General features: G+C 72.0%; 15 protein-coding genes. 12 read left to right on the top strand and 3 right to left on the bottom strand.

From position 1 onward, the window contains the following. Positions 1-2 precede the first annotated feature (2 nt). Positions 3-4,865, bottom strand: coding sequence for a LamG-like jellyroll fold domain-containing protein (locus OG871_RS16425; RefSeq protein ID WP_371497546.1), 4,863 nt, complete (start codon positions 4,863-4,865; stop codon positions 3-5). A 362-nt stretch (positions 4,866-5,227) separates the two neighbouring features. Here OG871_RS16425 and OG871_RS16420 point away from each other — a divergent pair, with 362 nt between their 5' ends. Together OG871_RS16420 and OG871_RS16415 are read left to right on the top strand one after the other, a co-directional pair. Then, positions 5,228-12,418, top strand: a complete 7,191-nt coding sequence (locus OG871_RS16420) for a putative adhesin (RefSeq protein ID WP_371497545.1) — start codon at positions 5,228-5,230, stop codon at positions 12,416-12,418. Between the two features lie 265 nt (positions 12,419-12,683). Then, complete coding sequence (locus OG871_RS16415) at positions 12,684-13,106, top strand: hypothetical protein (RefSeq protein WP_371497544.1); 423 nt, start codon at positions 12,684-12,686, stop codon at positions 13,104-13,106. A gap of 112 nt (positions 13,107-13,218) precedes the next feature. Here OG871_RS16415 and OG871_RS16410 read toward each other — a convergent pair whose 3' ends face one another. Continuing rightward, the gene (locus OG871_RS16410; RefSeq protein WP_371503332.1) at positions 13,219-13,767 is read right to left on the bottom strand and encodes a Uma2 family endonuclease; all 549 of its coding nucleotides are present in this window, start codon (positions 13,765-13,767) and stop codon (positions 13,219-13,221) included. 149 nt (positions 13,768-13,916) lie between these two features. On the opposite strand from OG871_RS16410, the gene OG871_RS16405 reads away from it, so the two are divergent. From OG871_RS16405 to OG871_RS16380, 6 genes are all read left to right on the top strand, one after another. Next, the gene (locus OG871_RS16405; protein ID WP_371497543.1) at positions 13,917-14,285 is read left to right on the top strand and encodes a holo-ACP synthase; all 369 of its coding nucleotides are present in this window, start codon (positions 13,917-13,919) and stop codon (positions 14,283-14,285) included. A gap of 21 nt (positions 14,286-14,306) precedes the next feature. Then, a complete protein-coding gene (locus OG871_RS16400) occupies positions 14,307-15,761 on the top strand; it encodes an NAD(P)H-hydrate dehydratase (RefSeq protein WP_371497542.1) in 1,455 nt (484 codons plus the stop codon). A gap of 111 nt (positions 15,762-15,872) precedes the next feature. Beyond that, positions 15,873-17,057: an alanine racemase gene (gene alr, locus OG871_RS16395; RefSeq protein ID WP_371497541.1), complete on the top strand. Its 1,185-nt coding sequence runs from the start codon at positions 15,873-15,875 to the stop codon at positions 17,055-17,057. Beyond that, complete coding sequence (locus OG871_RS16390) at positions 17,054-18,409, top strand: alpha/beta fold hydrolase (protein WP_371497540.1); 1,356 nt, start codon at positions 17,054-17,056, stop codon at positions 18,407-18,409. The genes alr and OG871_RS16390 overlap by 4 nt, the downstream gene beginning before the upstream one ends. Positions 18,410-18,502: 93 nt before the next feature. After that, positions 18,503-19,003 (top strand): tRNA (adenosine(37)-N6)-threonylcarbamoyltransferase complex ATPase subunit type 1 TsaE, encoded by a 501-nt coding sequence (gene tsaE, locus OG871_RS16385; protein ID WP_371497539.1) that lies wholly within the window; start codon positions 18,503-18,505, stop codon positions 19,001-19,003. Between the two features lie 105 nt (positions 19,004-19,108). Beyond that, on the top strand, positions 19,109-19,297 hold the full coding sequence (locus OG871_RS16380; RefSeq protein WP_371497538.1) for a hypothetical protein: 189 nt from the start codon (positions 19,109-19,111) through the stop codon (positions 19,295-19,297). A 31-nt stretch (positions 19,298-19,328) separates the two neighbouring features. Here the strand turns inward: OG871_RS16380 and OG871_RS16375 are convergent, their stop codons facing one another. Continuing rightward, the gene (locus OG871_RS16375; RefSeq protein ID WP_371497537.1) at positions 19,329-19,964 is read right to left on the bottom strand and encodes a hypothetical protein; all 636 of its coding nucleotides are present in this window, start codon (positions 19,962-19,964) and stop codon (positions 19,329-19,331) included. Positions 19,965-20,114: 150 nt separating this feature from the next. Here OG871_RS16375 and tsaB point away from each other — a divergent pair, with 150 nt between their 5' ends. The 4 genes from tsaB to OG871_RS16355 are packed head-to-tail and all read left to right on the top strand — an operon-like array spanning position 20,115 to position 22,618. Continuing rightward, on the top strand, positions 20,115-20,768 hold the full coding sequence (gene tsaB / locus OG871_RS16370; protein WP_371497536.1) for a tRNA (adenosine(37)-N6)-threonylcarbamoyltransferase complex dimerization subunit type 1 TsaB: 654 nt from the start codon (positions 20,115-20,117) through the stop codon (positions 20,766-20,768). Positions 20,769-20,791: 23 nt separating this feature from the next. Continuing rightward, the gene (gene rimI / locus OG871_RS16365) at positions 20,792-21,286 is read left to right on the top strand and encodes a ribosomal protein S18-alanine N-acetyltransferase (protein WP_371503331.1); all 495 of its coding nucleotides are present in this window, start codon (positions 20,792-20,794) and stop codon (positions 21,284-21,286) included. Next, a complete protein-coding gene (gene tsaD / locus OG871_RS16360; protein ID WP_371497535.1) occupies positions 21,279-22,361 on the top strand; it encodes a tRNA (adenosine(37)-N6)-threonylcarbamoyltransferase complex transferase subunit TsaD in 1,083 nt (360 codons plus the stop codon). The genes rimI and tsaD overlap by 8 nt, the downstream gene beginning before the upstream one ends. After that, positions 22,358-22,618, top strand: coding sequence for a hypothetical protein (locus tag OG871_RS16355; protein ID WP_371497534.1), 261 nt, complete (start codon positions 22,358-22,360; stop codon positions 22,616-22,618). Before tsaD ends, OG871_RS16355 begins: the two co-directional genes overlap by 4 nt. The last annotated feature ends 32 nt before the right edge of the window (positions 22,619-22,650 follow it).

The following is a 22,650-nucleotide window of genomic DNA, read 5'->3' as shown; positions in this document are numbered from 1 at the left end:
GGTCAGCTGACCTGGACCGGGACGGGCTGGTCGCTGCCGTCGAGCAGGGCGACGGCGGCGGGGCTGAGTGCGGTGGTCCAGGTCTGGACGTCGCTGATCCGGCCGGGGAAGGGGTTGTCGTTCTTGGCGTTGCCGATGGTGAGCTGGCCGGCCGAGGCCCAGGCGGACGGGTTGTCGGACGAGCTCACGAGCTTGCCGTCGACGTAGAGACTCATGGACTTGTCGGCCGCGTTGTAGACGGCGACCAGGTGGGTCCACTTGTTCAGGACGGGCGGGGTGCTCGCGAACGCGGCGGGGTAGCTGCCGGGGCTGGCCGAGTCGATGGCCGGGCTGACGAAGGCCCAGGCGTTGAACGCCTTCGAGTACTGCAGGTAGAAGGCGCTCGTGGTCGCACCGGACTGGCCGACCACGGTGGCGTAGCCGTTGGTGTTGGTCAGGTAGGCCCAGGCCGAGACGGTGTAGCTCCTGGAGGTGTCCACCACCGGGCCGGCCGTGGTGGCCGAGGATCCGCTGGTGCCCGGCAGGCCGAGGACGGTGCCGCGGGCCGGGTCGCTGACGAGGGCGGCCGAACCGTTCAGGGTCAGTGCGTTGGCCGGCCGGACCGAGTCGGCGGTGTTGGCGAGCGTCCAGCGGTCGGTGGGCTGGTTGAGGTAGCCCAGGGACTGCACGGCCGAGAACTGCGCCACGCCGGAGTAGACGGCGCGGACCGCGCCCGGGGCGAGTGCGGTGGTCCAGGTCTGGACGTCGCTGATCCGGCCGGGGAAGGGGTTGCCGTTCTTGGCGTTGCCGATGGTGAGCTGGCCGGCCGAGGCCCAGGCCGACGGGTTGGTGCTGGTGCCGACCAGGTTGCCGTCGACGTACAGGCTCATGGCCTTGGTGGCGGCGTCGTAGCTGCCGACCAGGTGGGTCCACCGGTTGAGGACGGGCGGGGTGCTCGCGAACACGGCGGGGTAGCTGCCGGGGGTGGCCGAGTCGATGGCCGGGCTGACGAAGGCCCAGGCGTTGAAGGCCTTCGAGTACTGCAGGTAGAAGGCGCTCACGTTGGTGCCGGACTGGCCGACCACGTTGGCGTAGCCGTTGGTGTTGGTCAGGTAGGCCCAGGCCGAGACGGTGTAGCTCTTGGAGGTGTCCACCACCGGGTTGGCCGTGGTGGCCGAGGAGTCGGTGGAGCCGGCGAGGCTGAGGACCTTGCCGTGGGCCCGGTCGGTGATGAAGGAGGCCGAGCCGTTGAGGGTCAGCGCGTTGGCGGGGTTGACCGCGTCGGAGGTGTCGGTGAGCTTCCAGCGGTCGGTCGGACCGGCCGGCGGCTTGACGCCCGCCCGGACGCTGATCCGCCCGTTGCCCGCGATGGTGTACAGGTCCGGGTAGCCGTCGCCGTTGACGTCACCGGGGGAGCCGATGCCGGGGTACGCGGCGCTGGAGGCGCCCGGCGCGAGCGCCGCCTGGGTGGCGGGCAGCACGTCGCCCGTGGCGGCGGCCCAGTTCTGCTCCGGGTGGTCGGTGAGGCAGTCCCAGAGGATGAGCTGGGTGCCGGGGGTGTTGAACGCCGCGGGGTCGGCCAGGCAGAGGCCGGACTGGGGGTTCTTCAGGGAGCCGCCCGGGCCCGAGACCCACTGCTGGGCGCCGGTGTTGTTGCAGTCGTACAGCTGGATGAGCGTGCCGTTGACCTTCCCGCTGCCGGCCGCGTCCACGCACTTGCCGAGGACGTGGATCGAGTTGTCCGCGCCCAGGACGAACTTCTGCGGGTTGGTGGTGTTGCAGTTCCAGAGCTGGACCGGGGTGCCGTTGTCGGTCCGGCCGTTGCTGATGTCGGCGCACATGTTCTTGCCCGCGGCGTCCTTGACGCCGGAGACCAGGGCGGAACCGGTGGGGGCGGTGATGCTGGTGGTGGGGGCGCCGTTGACGTCGAAGGTCAGCGGGTAGCTGGTGATCGCGCCGGTGGTGTTCTCGCGGGCCCACAGGGCGGGGACGCCGTCGACGGTGCCGGGGGCGATCAGGGTGGTGTTGGACCAGTCGCCGGTGCCGATCTTCACGCCCTGGGCGAGGTTGCACCCCGCCTGGTAGGTGCCCGGGTAGTACCAGAGTTCCCTGTTGTCGACCGTGATCAGGTCGGGCACGTCGGCCATCTGGGAGAGCTTGCCCGGGGCGAGGATCTGGGTGACCTTGTTCCAGGTGCCGTCGGAGCCCTTGGCGGGGCACGAGGGGGCGTTGTTGACGTTGACGATGTTCTGGGTCAGCGTGAAGTGGCCCGAGGTGCCGCCGGGAGTGGTGGCGTCGTTGGCGTACAGGTACAGGTTGTGGGTGTTCCGGTTGAACGCGAACAGGTCGTCGACCATGGACGCGGTCAGGGTGCCGCGGTGGGCGATCAGGTAGTTGTTCCAGCCGCTGCCGTCGGGGCTCTTGGCCGGGGTGGAGATGGTCTCGGTGCTGTCGGCGGTGCCGCCGCCGGGGATCAGCACCAGGTTGCCGTCGGTGGTGGTGGCGGCCAGGTCGGGCACACCGTCGGCGTTGAGGTCACCGGGGGAGACCTTGGCGTTCGGGTTCCACGGGGCGAAGAAGGAGTACTGGCCCACGGTGCCCTGGGTGTTGCCGGCCTTGTCGACGGCGCGGACGAACAGGGTGTGGGTGCCCCACTGCGAGCTGCTGACGCTGATCGGGATGTCGGCGCTCGCGTTGCCGCCGCCGGCCTGGACGGCGTCGACCTTGGTCGCGCCGCTGCCGGGGAGGTTGGTGTCGAGGGAGTACTCGAAGCGGTCGATGCCGCTGCTGATGCAGGCGTCGCGGTTGCAGCCGCCGGGGGTGGGGTCGTTGGCGGTGACCTTGACCTTGACGCCGGTGTCGCCGGCGTGGCCGGTGGGCGCCTTGTCGCCGCCGAGCGGCGGGAAGGCGGCGTTGTCGGTGAAGGCCGGGACGCTCGGGGCGCTCAGGTCGACCTTGAAGTAGCAGTACGGCGAGGAGGGGCCGGTGAGGGTGCCGTCGGTGGCGACCATGTTCCAGCCGTACTGGTGGCCGTCCTCGGCGGTGAAACCGAGGTTGTCGTAGACCGTGCCGCCGCTGCTCACCCAGGAGGTCCAGGGCCATGACCTGGTGGCGGCGTTGCCGCTGCCGTCGTTGGTCATGTTGTCCCAGACATGGGCCATCGCCCGCAGGTTGACGCCGCTCATCTTGGTGGACAGGCGCGCGTTCAGGGTGATGTTGGAGGCGCCGCCGGTGGTGCCGCTGTTGCCGATCCAGCCCGGGTTGCCGTCGCAGCCGTTGCTGTCGGGGTTGTGCGGCTGCGGGCTGACGCCGATGGTGTCCGGGGCGTTCGGGGCGATGTCGAACACCGTGACCACGTACGGGTTGGTGTTGAACCGCATGAAGTCGTTGTTGCCGGACGACTTGGTCTCGTTGCCGAAGATGCCCACGGTCCAGTTGCTGTTGTGCCCCGGGAGTTTCTGCATCTGACCGGTCACGTCGAAGACGGCCTCGTGGTTGCCGCACTTGTTGGAGATGTTGGAGCTCTTCGGGTACTGGGTGCCGCCGAGCCAGCCGTCACCCGCGACCCAGGGCTGGTTGTGGTTCCAGGTGACGTCGGAGTAGAGCTCGCTGACGGTCGCCAGCGAGACCGGAGCCTGGTGGTTGCAGTCGAAGCTGGCGCCGTAGGTCTCGGTGAGGTGGAACTCCGACCGGGAGACCACCATGTCGGCCGTCAGGTTGCTGGTGTCGATCTGGTAGAAGGACCGGTAGAGGCCCTGGCAGTCGTTCCAGTGCTGGTAGCCGGCGCCCTCGCCGTTGTCCTGGGCGACGTCGTAGGCACCCTGGCCCGGGCAGCCCTCCCTGACGGTGGCGTAGTGGCTGGTGCCGTTGGTGACCGGGCTGACCGAGGGGTCGATGTACAGCGGCCAGACGGTGTCCGGCCCGGTCAGCAGGCCGGCGTCGGGGGTCAGCGTCAGCGCGCCGGGCTCGGCCTTGACGGCGATGGGCTTGACCTTGGAGCCGGTCCCGGGCTCGCGCTCGGTGGAGCGGGTGGGCTGCGCGGGGGCGGCGGGTGCGCCCTCGTCGGCGCCGGCGGTGCCGCGGGCGGCCGACTTGGCCTTCGGGGCCGGTGCGGCGGCGGGGGTCTGGGTGGCGGAGTCCCACATGACGGGGGTGGGGGCGGCGAAGGCGGTGGTGCCGTCGGCGGTCCTCGCGGTGACGGTGCCGTTCTGGTCGGCCGCCAGGGCGAGTCCGTTGCTGGTGGTTGTGGCCAGCTTGAGGGACTGCAGTGCCGGGTTGGCGGCGGCCTTGGCGTCGTGGACGACCAGGACCTCGCGCAGGCCGCCCTGGTCGGTGGCGATGACCTTGAGGTCGACGCCGGGCAGGACGCCGCTGTAGAGCGCGCTGTCACCGGTGACGGTGGGGGCGGGCAGGGTGACCGGGAAGGTCAGGGCGAGCCTGCGGCCCTTGCTGTCGGTGAGGGTGGCGAGGGGGCCGGTGCCGCCGCCGGACAGGGTCAGGTTCGAGGGGGTGGCCTTCGGCGAGAGGGTGCCGTCGCCGTTCTTGGCCAGGGCCGGGTCGACGCCGGTCCAGGTGCCGTTCTTCCGCACCCGGGTGGGCTGGATGTGGGTGGTGAGGCTGAAGGTGCCGTCGGTGTTGGCGACGGTCTGGGAGGTCTCGGTCGTCAGCTCCTCGACCGCGACGGGCTTGCCGTCCTTCTTCGCCCGGTCCGAGGCCGCTTTCAGCGGTGTACTGGGTGCGCTGTCCGCCTTCGCCGGCGGCTGGGCGTCCGCTGCCAGGGCCGGGCCGGCGGCGCCGAGCACGAGACCGGTCAGCGCAGCGGTGAGCGCAAGACGGCGTGCCAGTGGTCGCGTCCCTCTGAGAGGGACGCGGGTGTTTTCCCCCACGACGTGATCCTTCGGTTCTGGTAGATCGGGTAGAGATGTCTGCCTGTCAGGTGGGCGTCGCACCCCGCAACTTGCCTGAGAAGTGCGGGATTTGTGCACGCTCTGTTCACCGCCGGTTCGGCTGCGGAGATAACTGCGGCGACTGGCAGGGAGCGTGAACGATGTGACTGCGGGGGAAGGGTATTGCGGGTCGAACGTGCGTGGCAATACGGTTCCCGCTGGTCAGACGTGCCGTCAGGTGACGCACATTCAGGTCTTGACCGGTCGAAATCGTTCATTGGGGGATGATTCGCATGCGCGCGAGAGTGCGGAAACGTCAGGGTGCCCGGGGGAGGGGATGGGCGAGACGGGGGACGGTCGCGGTGGCGACGGTCGCCGCGTTCTCGCTGGCGGCGCCGATGGCGATCGCCGCGGACGTCATCGTCGGCCCGTACCGCTACACCGGCAAGGTCTGGGCGGCCGATCCGCTCCAGCAGCAGCCCAAGGTGCCGGGCCACCCGGCGGACAGCCCCGGCGCCACGCCGAAGCCGGGGATACCGAAGGGGGCGCGCGAACTGAAGCCGCACACCCCGGTCACGGCGAAGTGGCCCGGCGCGACGACGGCCACCGTCGACCTGGCCGGCAGCTCGGCGGCCAAGAGCCTGAAGGCGGGGGCGTCACCGGTCTCGGTGGCGTCCGTTCCCGTCTCGGAGCTCGGCCTCCGGGCGGGCGGCCTCGTCGCCCCGCTGGCCCCGGTGACGCCGGCCTCGGCGGTCAAGGTGCAGCTCGCCGACTGGCCGCAGGCCAAGGCCGCCGGCGTCGACGGCCTGCTCGTCGGCCTCGCCCGCACCGACGGCAGGGCCGGCGCGGGCAGCGCCGCGGTCTCCCTCGACTACAGCTCCATCGAGCAGGCCTACGGCGGCGGTTGGGCCTCCCGGCTGCGCCTGGTGGCGCTGCCGGGCTGCGCACTGACCACACCTCAACTGGCGTCCTGCCGCAGGCAGACACCGATCGAGTTCACCAACGACCCGCAGGAGCGCAGGCTCTCGGGCACGGTCCCGCTGCCGAACGCCGCGAAGCCGAAGGCGCTGAGCGCCTTCGCCTCGCCGTCGGCAGTGGCCGCCGCCGGCGGCTCCTCCTCGATGGCGGTCGCGGCCGTCGCCGGTTCGGGCGGCTCGCAGGGCGACTACGGGGCGACCTCGCTGTCCGCCTCGGGCTCCTGGACGGCCTCGGCCTCCGGCGCCTTCACGTACTCCTACCCGATCACCGTGCCGCCGTCGCTGGGCGGCGCCGCACCGTCCGTCGGGCTGTCCTACGACTCCCAGTCGGTCGACGGCGAGACCTCGGCCCGCAACTCGCAGTCCTCGTGGATCGGCGACGGCTGGGGCTACAGCCCGGGCTTCGTCGAACGCTCCTACAAGGCCTGCAAGGACCAGGGCATCGAGGATTCCGGCGACGAGTGCTGGGCAGGCTGGAACGCCACGATCTCGCTCGGCTCGCACACCGGTGAGCTGGTGCGGGACTCCGCCGGTGCCTACCACCTCCAGAACGACGACGGCACCAAGGTCGAGCGGCTGACCGGCGCTTCGAACGGGCTGTGGGAGGGCGAGTACTTCAAGGTCACCACGACCGACGGCACCGCCTACTACCTCGGCCTCAACCACGCGCCCGGCACCACCTCGGACGGCGCCACCAACAGCGCCTGGGGCGTGCCGATCTACCACCCCAAGTCGGGCGACCCCTGCTACGACTCCGGCAAGGGCAACGACTCGCAGTGCGACAAGCAGCCCGGGTACCGGTTCAACCTGGACTTCGCGGTCGACCCGCACGGCAACGTCCAGCGCTACGACTACGCCACCGAGTCCAACTACTACAACATGGGCTACGGCCAGGTCGCCAAGGACGACAAGGGCGGCACGCTCACGGCGTACACCCGGGGCGGCCGCCTCACCCAGATCTCGTACGGGTACCAGCTTCCCGACGTGCTGGCGGGCCGTGAACCCGCGGCGAAGGTCGTGTTCAACGCCGCGCAGCGCTGCACCACGTCGGACAGCGTCTGCCAGGAGTCGAACCTCTCCAAGGACACGGCCACCAACTGGCCGGACACCCCGTACGACCTGACCTGCCTCTCCACGGACAAGAACAAGGTCGAGGGCGACGACACCGACGGCGTCTGCCTCACCGGCGGGCCGACGTTCTGGCAGACCACCCGGCTGAAGTCGATCGACACCAAGGTCCGCACCGCCTCCGGGTGGCAGGACGTCGACACCTACGACCTGGGCCAGGTGTTCTCGGACGCGGGCGGCACCTACGACCCGGTCACCGGCAAGACCCAGGACCCGAAGAACGCGGGCGCCCTGCAGTCGGTGATGTGGCTCTCCGAGATCAAGCACACCGGCAAGGACACCTCCGCCGGCGGCACCGGCACCCTGACCCTCGACCCGGTCACCTTCACCGGCCTCGAGATGGACAACCGCGTCGACGGGCTCTCCCCGGCGGCCCCGCCGCTCTACCACCCGCGGATCTCCAGCATCCAGACCGACACCGGTGAGTCGGTGGCCGTCACCTACCGGGCGCCCGAGTGCTCGCGGGTCAACAACACCATGCCGGCCTCGGCGGACTCGAACACCATGGCCTGCTACCCGGTGTTCTGGAACACCCCGGGCGGCAAGGACCCGATCGAGGACTGGTTCCACAAGACCCTGGTCGCCCAGGTCACCGACAGCGACCGGACGAAGGCCGGGTCCCCGGCCAGTGTCACCAACTACACCTACAGCGGTGGCGCGGCCTGGCACCGGGACGACTCCGAGCTGACGGATGACCAGCACCGCACCTGGGGCGCGTTCCGCGGTTACCGGACCGTCACCAGCACCACCGGAGCGGCACCGGACCCGATCACCCAGACGGTGGTCTCGTACCTGCAAGGGATGGACGGCGACTACAAGGCCGACGGCACCCGTCGCAGCGTCAAGCTCGCCAACTCGCTGGGCGAGCAGGCCAGCGACAGTCCCTGGCTGTCCGGCACGCCGCAGGAGACGGCCACTTACACCCAGGCCGGCGGCAGTGTGGTCAAGAAGTCGCTGACCGACGAGCCCTCCACGGAGGTCACCGTCACGGCGGTCCGGTCTGCCTGGACCTCGCAGGACCCGGCTCCGGCCAAGCTGTCCGTCCTGCCGGATCTGACGGCGCGCCGGGTTGTCTCGACCTCTACCCGTGCCATGGGGCTGATGTCGGACAACACCACGTGGCGGACCACCCAGTCGAAGAGCACGTTCGACAGCCTGGGGCGGATCTCCCAGGTCAACGACAAGGGCGATCTCGCTGTACCGTCCCAGGAGACCTGCGTCACGACGACGTACGCGTCGGCGCCGGCCGCCAACCCGATGATGCTGATGAATCCGAAGGAGACGATCGGCGTCGTCGGGCCGTGCGGGACGCCGGTGACGAAGACGACGCTCCTCTCGCAGAAGCGGATGTTCTACGACGGCGACGGCAGCGTCACCACACCGGGAGCGTTCGGCTCTCTGGGGCAGAACGGCACGTCCCTCGGTCTCCTCACCGCCACCCAGTCCGTGAAGTCGTTCGACGCTGCGGGCAAGCCGGAGTTCCAGACGGTGGGTGGCCTGTCGTATGACAAGTACGGGCGGGTCACCAGAAGCGTGGACGGCGTGGGGGCGGTGACGACGACGACCTATGGCCCCGACAGCTCGATCCTCCCGACCTCGCTGTCCACCAGGAGCCCGCTGGGGTGGGAGGCCAGCAGCACCATCTCGCCCGCTCGGAGTGCCGTGACGCACTCGGTGGACGCGAACAACCGGGTCAGCGATGTGAAGTTCGACGCTCTGGGGCGCCGCACCCATGTCTGGAAGCCCGGACGCAGGCAGGCAGACCAGACTCCTGATCTGGTCTTCACCTATGCGGTCCACGGCGCCGGTGACAATCCGGATCCGTCCACTGTCACGACGCAGACGCTGCGGGAGGACGGCTCCTACGCGACCGGTGTGACGATCTACGACGGGCTGCTCCGTCCCCGTCAGACCCAGTCGAGCACTGCGGACAACTCGGCGGGACGGCTTGTGTCGTCCACGTTCTACGATTCGCACGGGTGGGCCGTTTCCACCATTGCTCCCTACGCCGACGTCGCTCACAGCGCCGGCACGACCCTGTGGGCCGAGACGAACAACACAGGACCCTCAGTCACGCGCAGCGTGTTCGACGGCCTGGGGCGTTCGGTCGCCACTCAGCAGGTGTCCTTCGCGAGCACGCTGTGGCAGTCCACGAAGACCTACCAGGGTGTGGACCGCGTCGACAGCACGCTGCCGGAGGGAGGCCCGAGCAGCACGACCTACGTCGACGCGCTGGGCCGCAGCACCTCGACGATTTCCCGGGACACGACCGCTGATCGAAGTCTGACCAGCAACTCGACCATCGCATCGGGCAGTTCTGTCGTTTCCAAGAGCGTCCGACTAGCTATGCAGGCGGACGGCAACCTAGTGCTGACAGCCCTGGCCGAAGGCACCACTCTGTGGTCCTCGGGCACGGCGGGTCACCCCGGTGCGTACGCGGTGATGCAGAGCGACGGCAACTTCGTCGTCTGGGACTCGGCCGGTACCGCCAAGCTCTGGTCGACCAACACGGCGGGGCGTGCGGGCGCCTTCCTCAAGGTGCAGGGCGATGACTCCGTCACCCTGTATGACTCCGCCAACTCCCCGCTGTGGTCGACCGGAACGTCGAACAAGGCCTCGACCGCCGACATCACCACGAGTTACACGTACACGCCGAGCGGTCAGCTCGGCTCGGTCAAGGACACCGTCGGCAACGTCTGGTCCTACACGTACGACCTTCACGGGCAGCCGATCTCCCAGACGGATCCCAATACAGGTACCTCCAGGACGTCCTACGACGAGCTCGGGCGGGTCGCCACGACCACCGACGGTCGGGGACAGGTGCTCTCGTTCACCTACGACTCGCTCGGGCGCAGGACCGGCGAGTACGAGGGCGCCAGTACGTCAGACCCGTCCAAGCTCCTGGCCGAGTGGACCTACGACAGCCTCGGCAAGGGTCTCCCGGTCGCCTCCACTCGCTATGTCGGCGGCCGGAACGGCAGTGCGTACGTCACCAAGGTCACCGGGTACAACGCAGCCGGACAGGCGACCGGGACCAGCGTGGTCATCCCGGCTTCGGAAGGGAAGCTCGCAGGCACCTACGGTGTCACGCCCTCGTACACCACGAACGTCGGCCTGTTGGCCTCCACCACGTACGGAACCGAGGGCGGCCTTCCGGCCGAGACCGTGGGCTACGGCTACAACCTGCAGGGCGGGTTGTACAGCATGGGTACGCCCACGACGCCGTACGTCACCTCGACCAACTACAGCCCGCTCGGCCAGGTTCTGCAGACCACGCTCGGGCCGGCGGCCAAGCAACTGCGCACCGGACAGACCTACGACCAGGCAACGGGTCGGCTGGCCACCAACCGCGTCACCCTGCAGACCAACACCGCCAATCCGATCTCGGACACCGGCTACGGGTACGACAAGTCCGGCAACGTCACCACGGTCTCCGAAACCGTGTCGTCCGGCGGCACCGATCGCGCGACGGACACCCAGTGCTTCACCTACGACGCGCAGGACCGGCTGGTCACCGCGTGGACCGATACCAAGGGCACGACGCCTGCGACGGCGGGTCAACTCGCACGTTGCAGGACGACCACGCCCGGCGCGGCGACGATCGGTGGTTCGGCACCGTACTGGCTCGACTGGCAGTACAACCAACTGGGTGACCGCACACAGCAGGTCCAGCACGATGTGACCGGCAACGCGGCAAAGAACACGACCCAGACCAGCAGCTACCCAGGTGCCGGAACGTTGGCGGCGGCGAAGCCCAACACCGTCAGCTCGGTGAGCACCACCAACCCGACCACGGGCGTCAGCACGCTCGCTCCACTCTACGACGCGGCCGGAAACACCAAGAGCCGCAGCGTCACCGGCAACAAGACGTCCGACCAGAGCATCTCCTACGACAAGGAAGGCCGAACCGAGTCCGTCGTCACCGACGGAAAGCAGGCCAGCTACGTCTATGACGCCAGCGGTGGCCTCCTGATCCAGCGCACCCCGACCACCACCAAGCTCTACCTGTTCTCCGGTGCCGAGCAGCTCACCCTCGACAACACCACCAAGGCCGTCGCCGGCCAGCGCTACTACCGGGCGCCCGACGGGACGGTGATCGTCCGGTCCAGCGGCGGGGCCGTCTGCTACCAGCCGAGGAACGTTCAGGGCACGGCCCAGCTCCAGATCGACGCCAAGACCCTGGCGATCACCAGGCGGGCCTTCGACCCCTTCGGGAATCCCCGTGGCACGGCACCTTCCGGATGGGCCGACAACAACGGCTTCCTGGGCCAGCCCACCGAGGCTCTCAGCGGCCTGGACCTGCTGGGCGCCCGCAACTACGACCCCGTGGTCGGCCGGTTCCTGACCGCCGACCCGGTGTTCCAGATCGGGGACCCGAACCAGATGGGCGGCTACACGTATGCCGCCAACAACCCCACGACCGGCAGCGACGCCAATGGCCTCAACTGGCTGAAGGACTGGGCCAACGACGCGGGCAGCTTCCTCGGTGGCGTCGGTGACTGCATCATCGGCGATCCCTATCAGTGGACCGTCAATGCCGGTTCCGACTTCCTGAACGCCTGCTCCGACGGCTGGAACTACTACTGGGAGGACAAGGACGACTTCGGCCTGATACCGGAGTTCGGGCACACGGGCTACGTCGACGACACACCGTTGGCGGACCTCTTCAACATCGACACCAACTCCGACGCGTACGTCGCCGGTCAGTGGACCGGAACGATCGGGTCGCTCGTCATCGACGGTGTCGGGCTGGTCAAGGGCGCCATAGCCGGCGTCAAGGCCTTCAAGGCCGTGCGGCTGGCCATGAAGGAGGGCGACAGCTTCGTCGGCGCCGTCAGGAGGCTTCTCGGCGACGACCTTCCCACCACGGCACCGGCCGATCCCGCCCCGACGACGCCGAAGACCGATACTCCGAGCACCGCCAAGTCGGGTACCACCAAGGGCGGGGACGAGCCCACCACGCCCGCTGCCAGCAGCGACGCGACGCTCAGCGGAGGGGGCGAGAGCCCGGGCGGCGGGAAGCCGCCGCACAAGAACGCGAACGTCGCCCAGCCGACCGACGGCCTGCGGTCCGACGGGGACACGGTCATCCACGGGCACGGAGGTTACTTCGGACACGGAACGACGCGGGTTCCGGACGGGACCATCGTCTGCATGTACGTCGACGACGGGCGCAAGCTGGACGCCTCGAAGGGGCTGGCCATCGCAGGTCCCGGTGGCCCGAACTACAACCCTCCGCATATCTACGGACCGGGGGACGAGATCCCCAACTACACTCTCAGTCCGCTCGGCTACAGGTCCGACAACGGCCTGCCGCACAGGTACCGGCTGGGCTCGATCATCGTCAATGACGACACATTGCTGAGTGACATCCTGGAGCCCAACATGGGTGTGTGTCACTGGGTCGCGTGCCGCTACCCGGGTTACAAGAACGGCGCAAATGGCTGAGTATCCAGACCTTTCTCCCTTCGTCTACGACGAAGCCCCGTTGGCCATGACGTCCATCGGGTGGCTCGGGGGCGATTCCGAGTTCCCGGGTGGGAGCTCCGTCACCGAGAGGCAGTTCGAGCGGATCCAACAGGAGGCCAAGCGGTCGCGGAGCCTGGCCCTGGGGCTCCACGACTGCGAGCTGTGTCCTGCCGGAGAGCCTGCCAGGGGCACCGGTGAGATCCACATCTTCGGGGTCGAGGGGACGACGTACTGTGCCCCCGCGATGATTGCCCACTACGTCCGGGATCACGGGTACACACCGCCCGCCGAATTCCTCGCCGCCCTGACCCGGACCGGGAGTCTGGACTGGGACGACCGCGCCGAGGTGCTGGTGTCCCTTCTGGTCTCCGACCGGGCGGAACCGGGATGGCGGGATGCAGCCGCGATCGACATCGCGAACTGGCACGACGGACGGGCCCTCGAAGCTCTGCTCGTCGCGGGCCTGGACGATCACATCGTGGACTACTCGGGGCGCTCGATCGGGGTGTCGATCGCCGAGTTCTGGGGTCGGGCGGGTGCGGTCGACGACGACTCGTACCTGGCACTGCTCCCTCAGGTGCAGTGGGGGGTGCTGACCGGGCTCGGAGAGGGTGATCCCGAGCTGGCGGAAGGCCTGTTCGTGCCACCCGAGAAGTTCAACTACTGAACAGGAGATCAACAGGCCGTGCCCGGCAGTTCGCTGCCGGGCACGGCCTGTTGCCGTGCCGGACGTCGGGCCGACTCGTGATCCGGGCGGCCGAGTCGAGTTCTGGGGCCGGCTATCGCAGGGACGTCGTGTCCAGAGCGAACGAGAACGGCTCCGGCAGCTCGAGAGGCTTGCCGAAGGCAGCCTGGGTGTGGACGGTGTAATCCCCGTCCATCGGGTCGGTGAAGAGCGTGGCACGGCCCTCGTCGCGGTCGATCAGCAGATAACAGGGGATGCCTGCGGCCGCGTAGCCGAGGCGTTTGGCCTCGCGGTCCTTGGCGGGGTTGGTGGACGTGACCTCCAGGACGAGGGCCAGCCCGGTGGGGTCCGCCCAGGGCCCCTGATCCCTGAAGTGGCCCACGGGCGCGACCGCGGCGTCCGGGACGAAGCGACCGCGCGGCGTGGTGATGCCCTTCCCTCCGCTGACGTACAGCTCCTGCGCGGCCAGCCGGGCGACGGCTCGGGTGAACCGTGCGATGGCGTCCTCGTGGTCGCCGTCGGGCGGTGGGGTCACGACGATCTCCCCTTCGATCAGCTCGGCCTTGAAGCCCGGCGGGGTGTCCAGCTCCAGGAACGCCCGGAGGAGGTCGTCCCCCGGCAGCGGGTGCTCGACTGCTGGCATGGCGGCCACGGCCCTTCTCCCTCCTGCTGGGGTTCGGCGCGCACCACGGTAGGTGGACGGCCCCGGACAGTCGGGCGGTCGAAGAGGTACTCACCCGAAAGTGTGCCGTAAGGTCCGGGCGACGGGCGGCTGCGACGGAGGAGTTCAGGGTGATCATCGGCGTCGGGATCGACGTGGCGGCCATCGACCGGTTCGAGGCGTTCCTGGAGCGCACGCCCCAGCTGGCGGACCGGCTCTTCACCGAGGCGGAGTTGCTGCTGCCCTCGGGGCAGCGGCGCGGGATCGCCTCGCTCGCGGCGCGGTTCGCCGCGAAGGAGGCGCTGGCCAAGGCGCTCGGCGCGCCGCCCGGCCTGCACTGGACGGACGCCGAGGTGTGCGTCGAGCCCTCGGGGCGGCCGGTGCTGAAAGTGACCGGGACGGTGGCGGCGCGGGCGGCCGAACTGGGCGTCCGGTCGTGGCATGTGTCGCTCAGTCACGACGCGGGCGTAGCGTCGGCGGTGGTGATCGCCGAAGGCTGAGCAGCCCCTGGAGGCCGAAGAATGCGCCACGCACACACCGTCGAGCAGGTCCGTGCCGCGGAGGCCGATCTGATGGCCCGGCTGCCGGAGGGCACGCTGATGCAGCGGGCCGCCGCCGGTCTCGCCACGACCTGCGCGCAGTTGCTGCCGCGGGTGTACGGCAGCCGGGTGCTGGTGCTGGCCGGCAGCGGGGACAACGGCGGCGACGCGCTGTACGCGGGCGCCCGGCTGGCCCGGCGCGGGGCGCGGGTGCGGGCCGTCCTGCTGTCGCCGGAGCGGGTGCACGCGGGCGCGCTGGCCGCGCTGCGGGCCGCCGGCGGGCGGGTGACGGAGGACCGGACCGAGTTCGAGCGGGCCGACCTGGTGCTGGACGGCATCGTCGGGATCGGCGGCCGGGGCGGGCTGCGGCCCGAGGCGCAGCCGTACGCGCAGGCGGAGCGGCGCGGCCCGGTGGTGGCGGTGGACGTGCCGAGCGGGGTGGACGCCGACACCGGGGAGGTCGCCGGGGTCGCGCTGCGGGCGGACGTCACGGTCTGCTTCGGCACCCACAAGCCCGGTCTGCTGATCGACCCCGGCGCCTCGTACGCGGGGGTGGTGCACCTGGTGGACATCGGGCTGGTGCTGCCCGGGGCGCCGGTGACGGCGCTCCAGCACGCGGACCTTGCCGCGCTGCTGCCCCGGCCGACGGCGGAGAGCGACAAGTACCGGCGCGGGGTGCTCGGCATCGCGGCCGGCTCGGCCCGCTACCCCGGGGCGGCGGTGCTGTCGGTGGCGGGTGCGCTGCGCGGCGGGGCCGGCGCCGTGCGGTACGCGGGGACGGCGGCCGAGGAGGTGGTGCGGCGGTTCCCGGAGGCGCTGGTGACGGCGGGCGGCCCGGCCGGGGCCGGGCGGGTGCAGGCCTGGGTCGCCGGGCCGGGCGGCGGGGACGGGGTCGGGCCGGTGCTGACCGAGGTGCTGGCGGCCGACGTCCCGGTGCTGGTGGACGCGGACGGGCTGACCGAGCTCGCCCGGCGCGGCCCGGCCGCGCTGGCCGGGCGGACGGCGCCGGTGCTGCTCACCCCGCACACCGGGGAGGCCGCGCGGCTGCTCGCGGGGGTGGACGGCGGCGCCCTGCCGCCGGCGGCGGAGCTCGCGGCGGCCCGGCTGGCGACCGCCCGGCGGCTGGCGGCGGCCTACGGGGCGACGGTGCTGCTCAAGGGCTCGACCACGGTGGTGGCCGACCGGTCGGGGGCGGCCCGGGTCAATGCGACCGGGACGCCCTGGCTGGGCACGGCCGGCAGCGGGGACGTGCTCTCCGGGCTGGCCGGGTCGCTGCTGGCGGCGGGCCTCGGGGCGTTCGACGCGGCCTCGGCGGCGGCGTACCTGCACGGGCTGGCGGGGCGGCGGGCGGCCCGTGGCGACGCCCCGGTGACGGCGATGGAGGTGGCGGCCTCGCTGCGGTGGGCCTGGCGGGCGGTCCTGGGGCAGCCCGGCTGATCCTCCCGCACGGGAACCCGGGCGCCCGCGCCGCGCGTCCTCGCAGGTCCACGGCCGTGCCCCGCGGGCCGTTCACGGGGCAGCGGCGGCCGTCTGGGAGACTGATACGCGATGACAACTGCGAACACCACCGGTACGGCCGTCCTCGCGCAGGGGGCGCGAGCCGAGGCGACCATCGATCTGGGCGCCCTGCGGGGCAACCTGGACGCGCTGCGCGCCCGTACCGACGGCCCTGCGCTGATGGCCGTGGTCAAGGCGGACGCCTACGGCCACGGTGCGGTGCGGTGTGCCCGGGAGGCGGTCGCGGCCGGCGTCGGCTGGCTCGGGACGGCGATGCCGGAGGAGGCGCTGGCCCTGCGCGCGGCCGGGATCGGCCCGGAGCAGGCCCGCGTCCTGTGCTGGCTGTGGACACCGGGCGGCCCCTGGCAGCAGGCGCTGCGCGCGCAGATCGACGTCTCGGTCAGCGGGCGGTGGGCGCTGGACGAGCTGCTGGCCGCCGTCCGTGCGTGCGGTGTGCCGGGCCGGGTGCATCTGAAGGCCGACACCGGCCTGGGCCGCAACGGCTGCCAGCCGCACGACTGGCCCGACCTGGTGGCCGCCGCGTTGCGGGCGCAGGCCGAGGGCCTGATCGAGGTGGTGGGCCTGTGGTCGCACCTCGCGGCCGCCGACGAGCCCGGCCACCCCTCGATCCAGGCCCAGCTGGACTCCTTCGAGGCCGCGCTGGCCCACGCCGAGCGGGCGGGCGTGCGCCCCGAGGTGCGGCACCTCGCCAACTCGCCGGCCACCCTGCTGCTGCCGCAGTCGCACTACGACCTGGTCCGCACGGGCCTGGCGATGTACGGGCTGTCGCCGGTGCCCGAGGTGGGCAACCCCGCCGACTTCGGGCTGCGTCCGGTGATGTCGCTGACCGCCAGGCTGGCGCTGGTGAAGACCGTCCCCGGCGGGCACGGGGTCAGCTACGGCCACCACTACACGACGCCCGGCCCGACCACCCTGGGCCTGGTGCCGGTCGGCTACGCGGACGGGATCCCGCGCCACGCCAGCGGCACCGGGCCGATGCTGATCGGCGGCAAGTGGCGGACGGTCGCGGGCCGGGTCGCGATGGACCAGTTCGTCGTCGACCTCGGCGGCGACACCCCGCCGGTCGGCGAGGAGGTGCTGCTGTTCGGCACCGGGGAGCACGGTGAGCCGACCGCCGAGGACTGGGGCCGGGCGTGCGGCACCCTCTCGTACGAGATCATCACCCGGATCGGCGCCCGGGTACCGCGCCGCTACGTGGGTAGCACCACGACATGACCGAGTCCGGCGTGAGCAGCAACCCGGTGGCCGCGGTGGCGAAGGCCGCCGGTTCGGCGTCGGCCGGGGTCAGCCGGGCCGGCCTGATCGGCATCTCGCTGGGCGTGGTGGCGGCCGGCGCCGCCGCCGGCGTGGCGATAGAACGGCTGACCGTCGGCCGGTCGATGCGCCGCCGGGCCCGCGAGGAGCTGGACGCCGCGGCGCCGTTCGGCTCGCTGCGCGGACGGCCCCGCACCGTCCCCGCGCCGGACGGCACCGAGCTGTACGTGGAGCTGGACGGCACCGGCTGGCCCGAGCCGGTGCAGGTGCACCCCGAGGAGGGGCATGCGCCGCGCAAGGGCTGGTTCACCCGCCGACGCGGTGAGGTACCGGTGGACCGGACCGGGCTGCCGGGCCTGCTGGCCGGCTCCGGCGCGCTGACCCGGGCCGGCAGCCGCAAGAGTTTCGGGACCGCCCCCGCGCCGGCCGCCCCGCCGCTCACCGTGGTCTTCTGCCACGGCTACTGCCTCAGCCAGGACAGCTGGCACTTCCAGCGGGCGCTGCTCCGCGAGGACATGCGGCTGGTCTTCTGGGACCAGCGCAGCCACGGCCGCTCCGAGCGCTCCCGCTCGTACCTGGCCGGTGAGCCCGCCTCGATCGACCAGCTGGGCGCCGACCTCGGCGCGGTGCTGGACGCGGTCGTGCCGCAGGGCCCGATCGTGCTGGTCGGCCACTCGATGGGCGGGATGACCGTGATGGCCCTCGCCGAGCAGCGCCCGGAGCTGTTCCGGGAGCGCGTCGCCGGAGTGGCCCTGGTCGGCACGCTGGCCGACGACTGGGACTCGGTGACCCTCGGGCTGCCCGCCGTCGGCGCCAGGCTGCTGCGCCGGGTCGCGCCCGGGGTGGTCAGGGCGCTGGGCCGGCAGGTGGAGCTGGTGGAGGCCACCCGGCGCTTCGGTGCCGACGTGACCGGCGTGTTCTACCGCCGGTTCTCGTTCGGCGGCAAGGACGTCGACCCGTCGGTGGCGCGGTTCGCCGAGCAGCTGCTGGACGCCACCCCGATCGACGTGGTCGCCGAGTTCTACCCCGCGTTCTCGGCGCACGACAAGCGGGCCGCGCTCGCCGCGCTGGACGGCGTACCCACCCTCGTCCTGGCCGGGACCAAGGACCTGCTCACCCCGCCCGAGCACAGCGAGGCGATCGCCGCCGCGCTGCCCGGCGCCGACCTGGTGCTCGTCCCGGACGCCGGCCACCTGGTGATGCTGGAGCGCCCCGAGATCGTCGACCGGCAGCTGGCCGCGGTGCTGCGCCGGGCCGTGGACTTCGCGCACGCGGCCCCGCTGCCGCAGGCCGTCCGGGAGCTGCTGGACTGAGCGGTGCGCCGCAGCGGCCCGCGGTGTGGCACCGTAGCGGGAGCCGCCGTCGAGGGACGGCGGCGCACCCGGACGAAGGGCATCGCACGCGCCATGGGCACCCAGACCACCGTCACCGTCGCCACCCCCGAGCGGATGAACCGGCTCGGACGGGAGCTGGCGGGCCTGCTCAGGCCCGGCGACCTGGTCCTGCTCTCCGGTGAGCTGGGCGCCGGCAAGACGACCCTGACCCGCGGCCTCGGCGTGGGCCTGGGCGTGCGGGGGGCGGTCACCTCGCCGACCTTCGTGATCGCCCGGGTGCACCCGTCGCTGGTCGGCGGCCCGGCGCTGGTGCACGTGGACGCGTACCGGCTGGGCGGCGGCCTGGACGAGATGGAGGACCTCGACCTGGACGTCTCGCTGCCGGAGTCGGTGGTGGTGGTCGAGTGGGGCGAGGGCAAGGTCGAGGACCTCTCGGACGACCGGCTGGAGCTGCGGATCGAGCGGGCCATCGGCGGCAGCGCCACCGAGGACGGCGACCCGCGCACCGTCACCCTGACCGGGCTGGGCACGCGCTGGGACGGGGTCGACCTCGCCCGGCTGGGTGAGGAGTGACGACGGTTTCCCGACAGGCTGTCGGGAAGGTGTTGCGGGCGGACGTCCGGGCGTGATGGGATGGATGCGCTGTGGTTAGGTGTGCCTAACTAGGGAGCATCCTCCATGACGAGCACCACCCCCGCCGCGGAGACCGCGCCGCCGGCCGTGTCCATGAGCACCCTGCTGGCCGCCTGCGCCGCCGCCGCCGCGGTCTCCACCCCGCCCGAGCGGCGGCCGGCCGCCGAGCGGGACGCCCGGGACGACCGGGCCGACGAGCCGGCCGACGAGCGGCAGCACTCCCGCGCGGCCTGAGCCGCCGGCCGCCGCCCGGCCGTCCCGGGTGTCAGGGGACCACGACCACCGTGGTGCCCAGCGGCGCGAAGTCCCAGAGCAGCTGACCCTCCTCGCGGCCGGAGCGGATGCCGCCGGTCTTGGCCTTCCCGTTGGGAGCGGCGGACGGTGACGGGGCCGGCGCCCCGTCCGGCGACGGGTCGGGGGACGCGTCGGGCGAGGCCGACGGGGCGGCCGGGGCCGCGGAGGCCCCGTCGACCACGGCGCTGAAGCCGAAGACCGCGCCTTCCTGGGAGAACCGCACCACGTGCTCGATCTTCCGGCCGTCCGTGCCGGTGCCGGCCGCGGTGCGGCTGTACACCGGGTAGCTGCCGACCGCCGGCGACACCGAGCCGGGAACCACCGCGAACGAGGACAGCACCTGCGGCGTCTTGCGCGGGTCGACCAGCCAGACCTGGCGGGCGCCGAGCGAGTACACCACCCGCAGCCCGGTACCGGAGTTGGCGGGCAGCGGGGGAGCGGGGGCGACGGTCGGGTGGGCCGAGGTCAGCGGTGCGACCGGGGGCACGTACCCGGCCGCCACCGCCCGCTCCTGGGCGCCGCTCGCCTGGAAGGCCAGCAGGCCGACCGCGGCCATCGCCCCCAGGGTGAGAGCGGTGACCGCCAATCCAGCACCCAGCTTCGCCACGTCTGCTCCCACCGCTCGCCCGGGACCCGTTCCTGGGGCCCATCGTGCCAGGTCCCCTCGGGCTTTTCGGACCGATCCGATCGCGTGTTCACCGGCTCCGGCGGAGCTCTACCGGACGGCGGGCCCGGCCGACCCTCTAACCTTGGACCCGTGCTGCTGCTTGCGTTCGACACCGCCACCCCCGCCGTCACGGCCGCCGTCCACGACGGCGACACCGTCCTCGCCGAGTCGTACCAGGTGGACGCCCGGCGCCACGGCGAGCTGCTCCTGCCGACCATCGAGGAGGTGCTGCGCAAGGCCGGCGTGGACAAGAGCCGGCTGACCGACCTCGCGGTCGGCGTCGGCCCGGGCCCGTACACCGGCCTGCGGGTCGGCCTGGTCACCGCCGCCGCGCTCGGTCACGCGCTCGGCCTGCCGGTGCACGGCGTCTGCACCCTGGACGCGATCGCCCACCAGGCCCGCACCGAGGGCCTGGCCGGAGCGTTCACGGTGGCGACCGACGCCCGGCGCAAGGAGGTCTACTGGGCCTCGTACGACGCCGAAGGCACCCGGGTGACCGGCCCGTCCGTGGACCGCCCGGCCGAGCTGGCCCCCGAGCCGCAGGCCGTCGGGGCCGGTGCGCTGCTCTATCCGGACGCCTTCCCCGGCGCCCGCGGGCCCGAGCACGTCTCGGCCGGCGCGCTGGCCGACTTCGCCGTCACCGAGCTGGCCGCGGGCCGCGAGCTGCTGCCGAACCTCCCGCTCTACCTGCGCCGCCCGGACGCCCAGGTGCCGGCCGGCTACAAGGCGGTGCTCCCGGCGTGAGCCCCGCTGTCATCCTGCGGCCGATGCGCTGGTGGGACATCGAGCCGGTGATGGCGCTCGAACTGCGGCTGTTCCCCGAGGACGCCTGGTCGCACGCCATGTACTGGTCCGAGCTCGCCGAGGCGCACCCCGGCGGCACCCGGCACTACACCGTCGCCACCAGCGGCGACGGCGCGGTCGTCGGCTACGCCGGGCTGATGGCGATCGGCGCGGAGGGCGACGTGCAGACCATCGCCGTCGCCCCCGGCCACCAGGGCACGGGCCTCGGCGCCGCGCTGCTCACCGACCTGGTCGAGGAGTCCGCCCGGCGCGGCTGCACCGAGCTGCTGCTGGAGGTGCGGGTGGACAACGTGCGCGCCCAGCAGCTGTACGAGCGGTTCGGCTTCCAGCCGGTCGGCGTCCGCCGCGGCTACTACCAGCCCGCCAACGTCGACGCGCTGGTGATGCGCCTCGACCACCCCTCGAACCAACCGACGTACGACTCGACGCACGACTCGAAGGACCCTGACCATGGCTGACGAACCGCTCGTCCTCGGCATCGAGACCTCCTGCGACGAGACCGGCGTCGGCATCGTCCGCGGCACCACCCTGCTCGCCGACGCGGTGGCCTCCAGCGTCAACGACCACGCCCGCTTCGGCGGCGTCGTTCCCGAGATCGCCAGCCGGGCGCACCTGGAGGCGATGGTCCCCACCATCCAGCGGGCCCTGGACACCGCCGGGGTGAAGGCCACCGACCTGGACGGCATCGCCGTCACCGCCGGCCCCGGCCTGGCCGGCGCGCTGCTGGTCGGGGTGAGCGCCGCCAAGGCGTACGCCTGGGCCCTGGACAAGCCGCTGTACGGGGTCAACCACCTCGCCTCGCACATCTGCGTGGACCAGCTGGAGCACGGCCGGCTGCCCGAGCCGACGATGGCCCTGCTGGTCTCCGGCGGCCACTCCTCGCTGCTGCTCAGCTCGGACATCACCACCGACGTCCGGCCGCTCGGCGCGACCATCGACGACGCGGCCGGCGAGGCCTTCGACAAGGTCGCCCGGGTGCTCGGCCTGGGCTTCCCCGGCGGCCCGGTGGTGGACCGCACCGCCCGTGCGGGCGACCCGAAGGCGATCGCCTTCCCCCGGGGCCTGAGCAGCGCCAACGACCCCGCCTACGACTTCTCCTTCTCCGGTCTGAAGACCGCCGTGGCCCGCTGGGTGGAGGCGAGGCGCCGGGCCGGCGAGGAGGTGCCGATCGCCGACGTCGCCGCGTCCTTCCAGGAGGCCGTCACCGACGTGCTCACCCGCAAGGCGGTGCGGGCGTGCCGGGACAACGGTGTCGACCACCTGATGATCGGCGGCGGCGTGGCCGCCAACTCCCGGCTGCGCGAGATGGCCCAGCAGCGCTGCGACAAGGCTGGCATCGTGCTCCGGGTGCCGCGGCCGGGCCTGTGCACCGACAACGGCGCGATGGTGGCGGCGCTCGGCTCCGAGATGGTCTGGCGCGACCGCGCGCCGTCGTCCTTCGACCTGTCGGCGGACTCCTCGCTGCCGGTCACCGAGGTCTCCGTCCCGCACGCCGACCTCCACGCGCACGCCCACCGGGCCCTGCGGCCGTGACCACCGCGCTGATGTGGGAGGCCCGGGCCGCCGAGGGCCGGGCCGCCGAGCTGGAGGCCTGGGTCCGCACCGTGGCGCTGCCGGCGCTGCGCGGTCCGGCCGGGCCGGAACGGGCCGAGCTGTTCACCGCGCCGGGGGAGCGGGTGCTGCTGATCACCTGGTGGAGCGGGGAGCCGCAGCCGGTCGCCGAACCGCCGGCCGCGCTGCTCGGGCGACCCGTCCACCGGTGGTCCTTCACCCGTCAACACGTCGAGTAGCGTGCATTCCTGAGAGTTCGCTGAACGACGGG

This window comes from Kitasatospora sp. NBC_00374 (genome assembly GCF_041434935.1).
Classification (GTDB): Bacteria; Actinomycetota; Actinomycetes; order Streptomycetales; family Streptomycetaceae; genus Kitasatospora.
Note: the sequence above shows the minus strand (reverse complement) of the source record. Positions and strands in the feature narration are given on the sequence as shown.

Excerpts from the sequence above, each read along its gene's own strand:
- OG871_RS16415 (WP_371497544.1), top strand. The coding sequence starts at position 12,684 with ATGATTGCCCACTACGTCCGGGATCACGGGTACACACCGCCCGCCGAA.
- OG871_RS16410 (WP_371503332.1), bottom strand. The coding sequence starts at position 13,767 with ATGCCAGCAGTCGAGCACCCGCTGCCGGGGGACGACCTCCTCCGGGCG.
- OG871_RS16400 (WP_371497542.1), top strand. The coding sequence starts at position 14,307 with ATGCGCCACGCACACACCGTCGAGCAGGTCCGTGCCGCGGAGGCCGAT.
- alr (WP_371497541.1), top strand. The coding sequence starts at position 15,873 with ATGACAACTGCGAACACCACCGGTACGGCCGTCCTCGCGCAGGGGGCG.
- OG871_RS16390 (WP_371497540.1), top strand. The coding sequence starts at position 17,054 with ATGACCGAGTCCGGCGTGAGCAGCAACCCGGTGGCCGCGGTGGCGAAG.
- tsaE (WP_371497539.1), top strand. The coding sequence starts at position 18,503 with ATGGGCACCCAGACCACCGTCACCGTCGCCACCCCCGAGCGGATGAAC.
- OG871_RS16380 (WP_371497538.1), top strand. The coding sequence starts at position 19,109 with ATGACGAGCACCACCCCCGCCGCGGAGACCGCGCCGCCGGCCGTGTCC.
- rimI (WP_371503331.1), top strand. The coding sequence starts at position 20,792 with ATGCGCTGGTGGGACATCGAGCCGGTGATGGCGCTCGAACTGCGGCTG.
- tsaD (WP_371497535.1), top strand. The coding sequence starts at position 21,279 with ATGGCTGACGAACCGCTCGTCCTCGGCATCGAGACCTCCTGCGACGAG.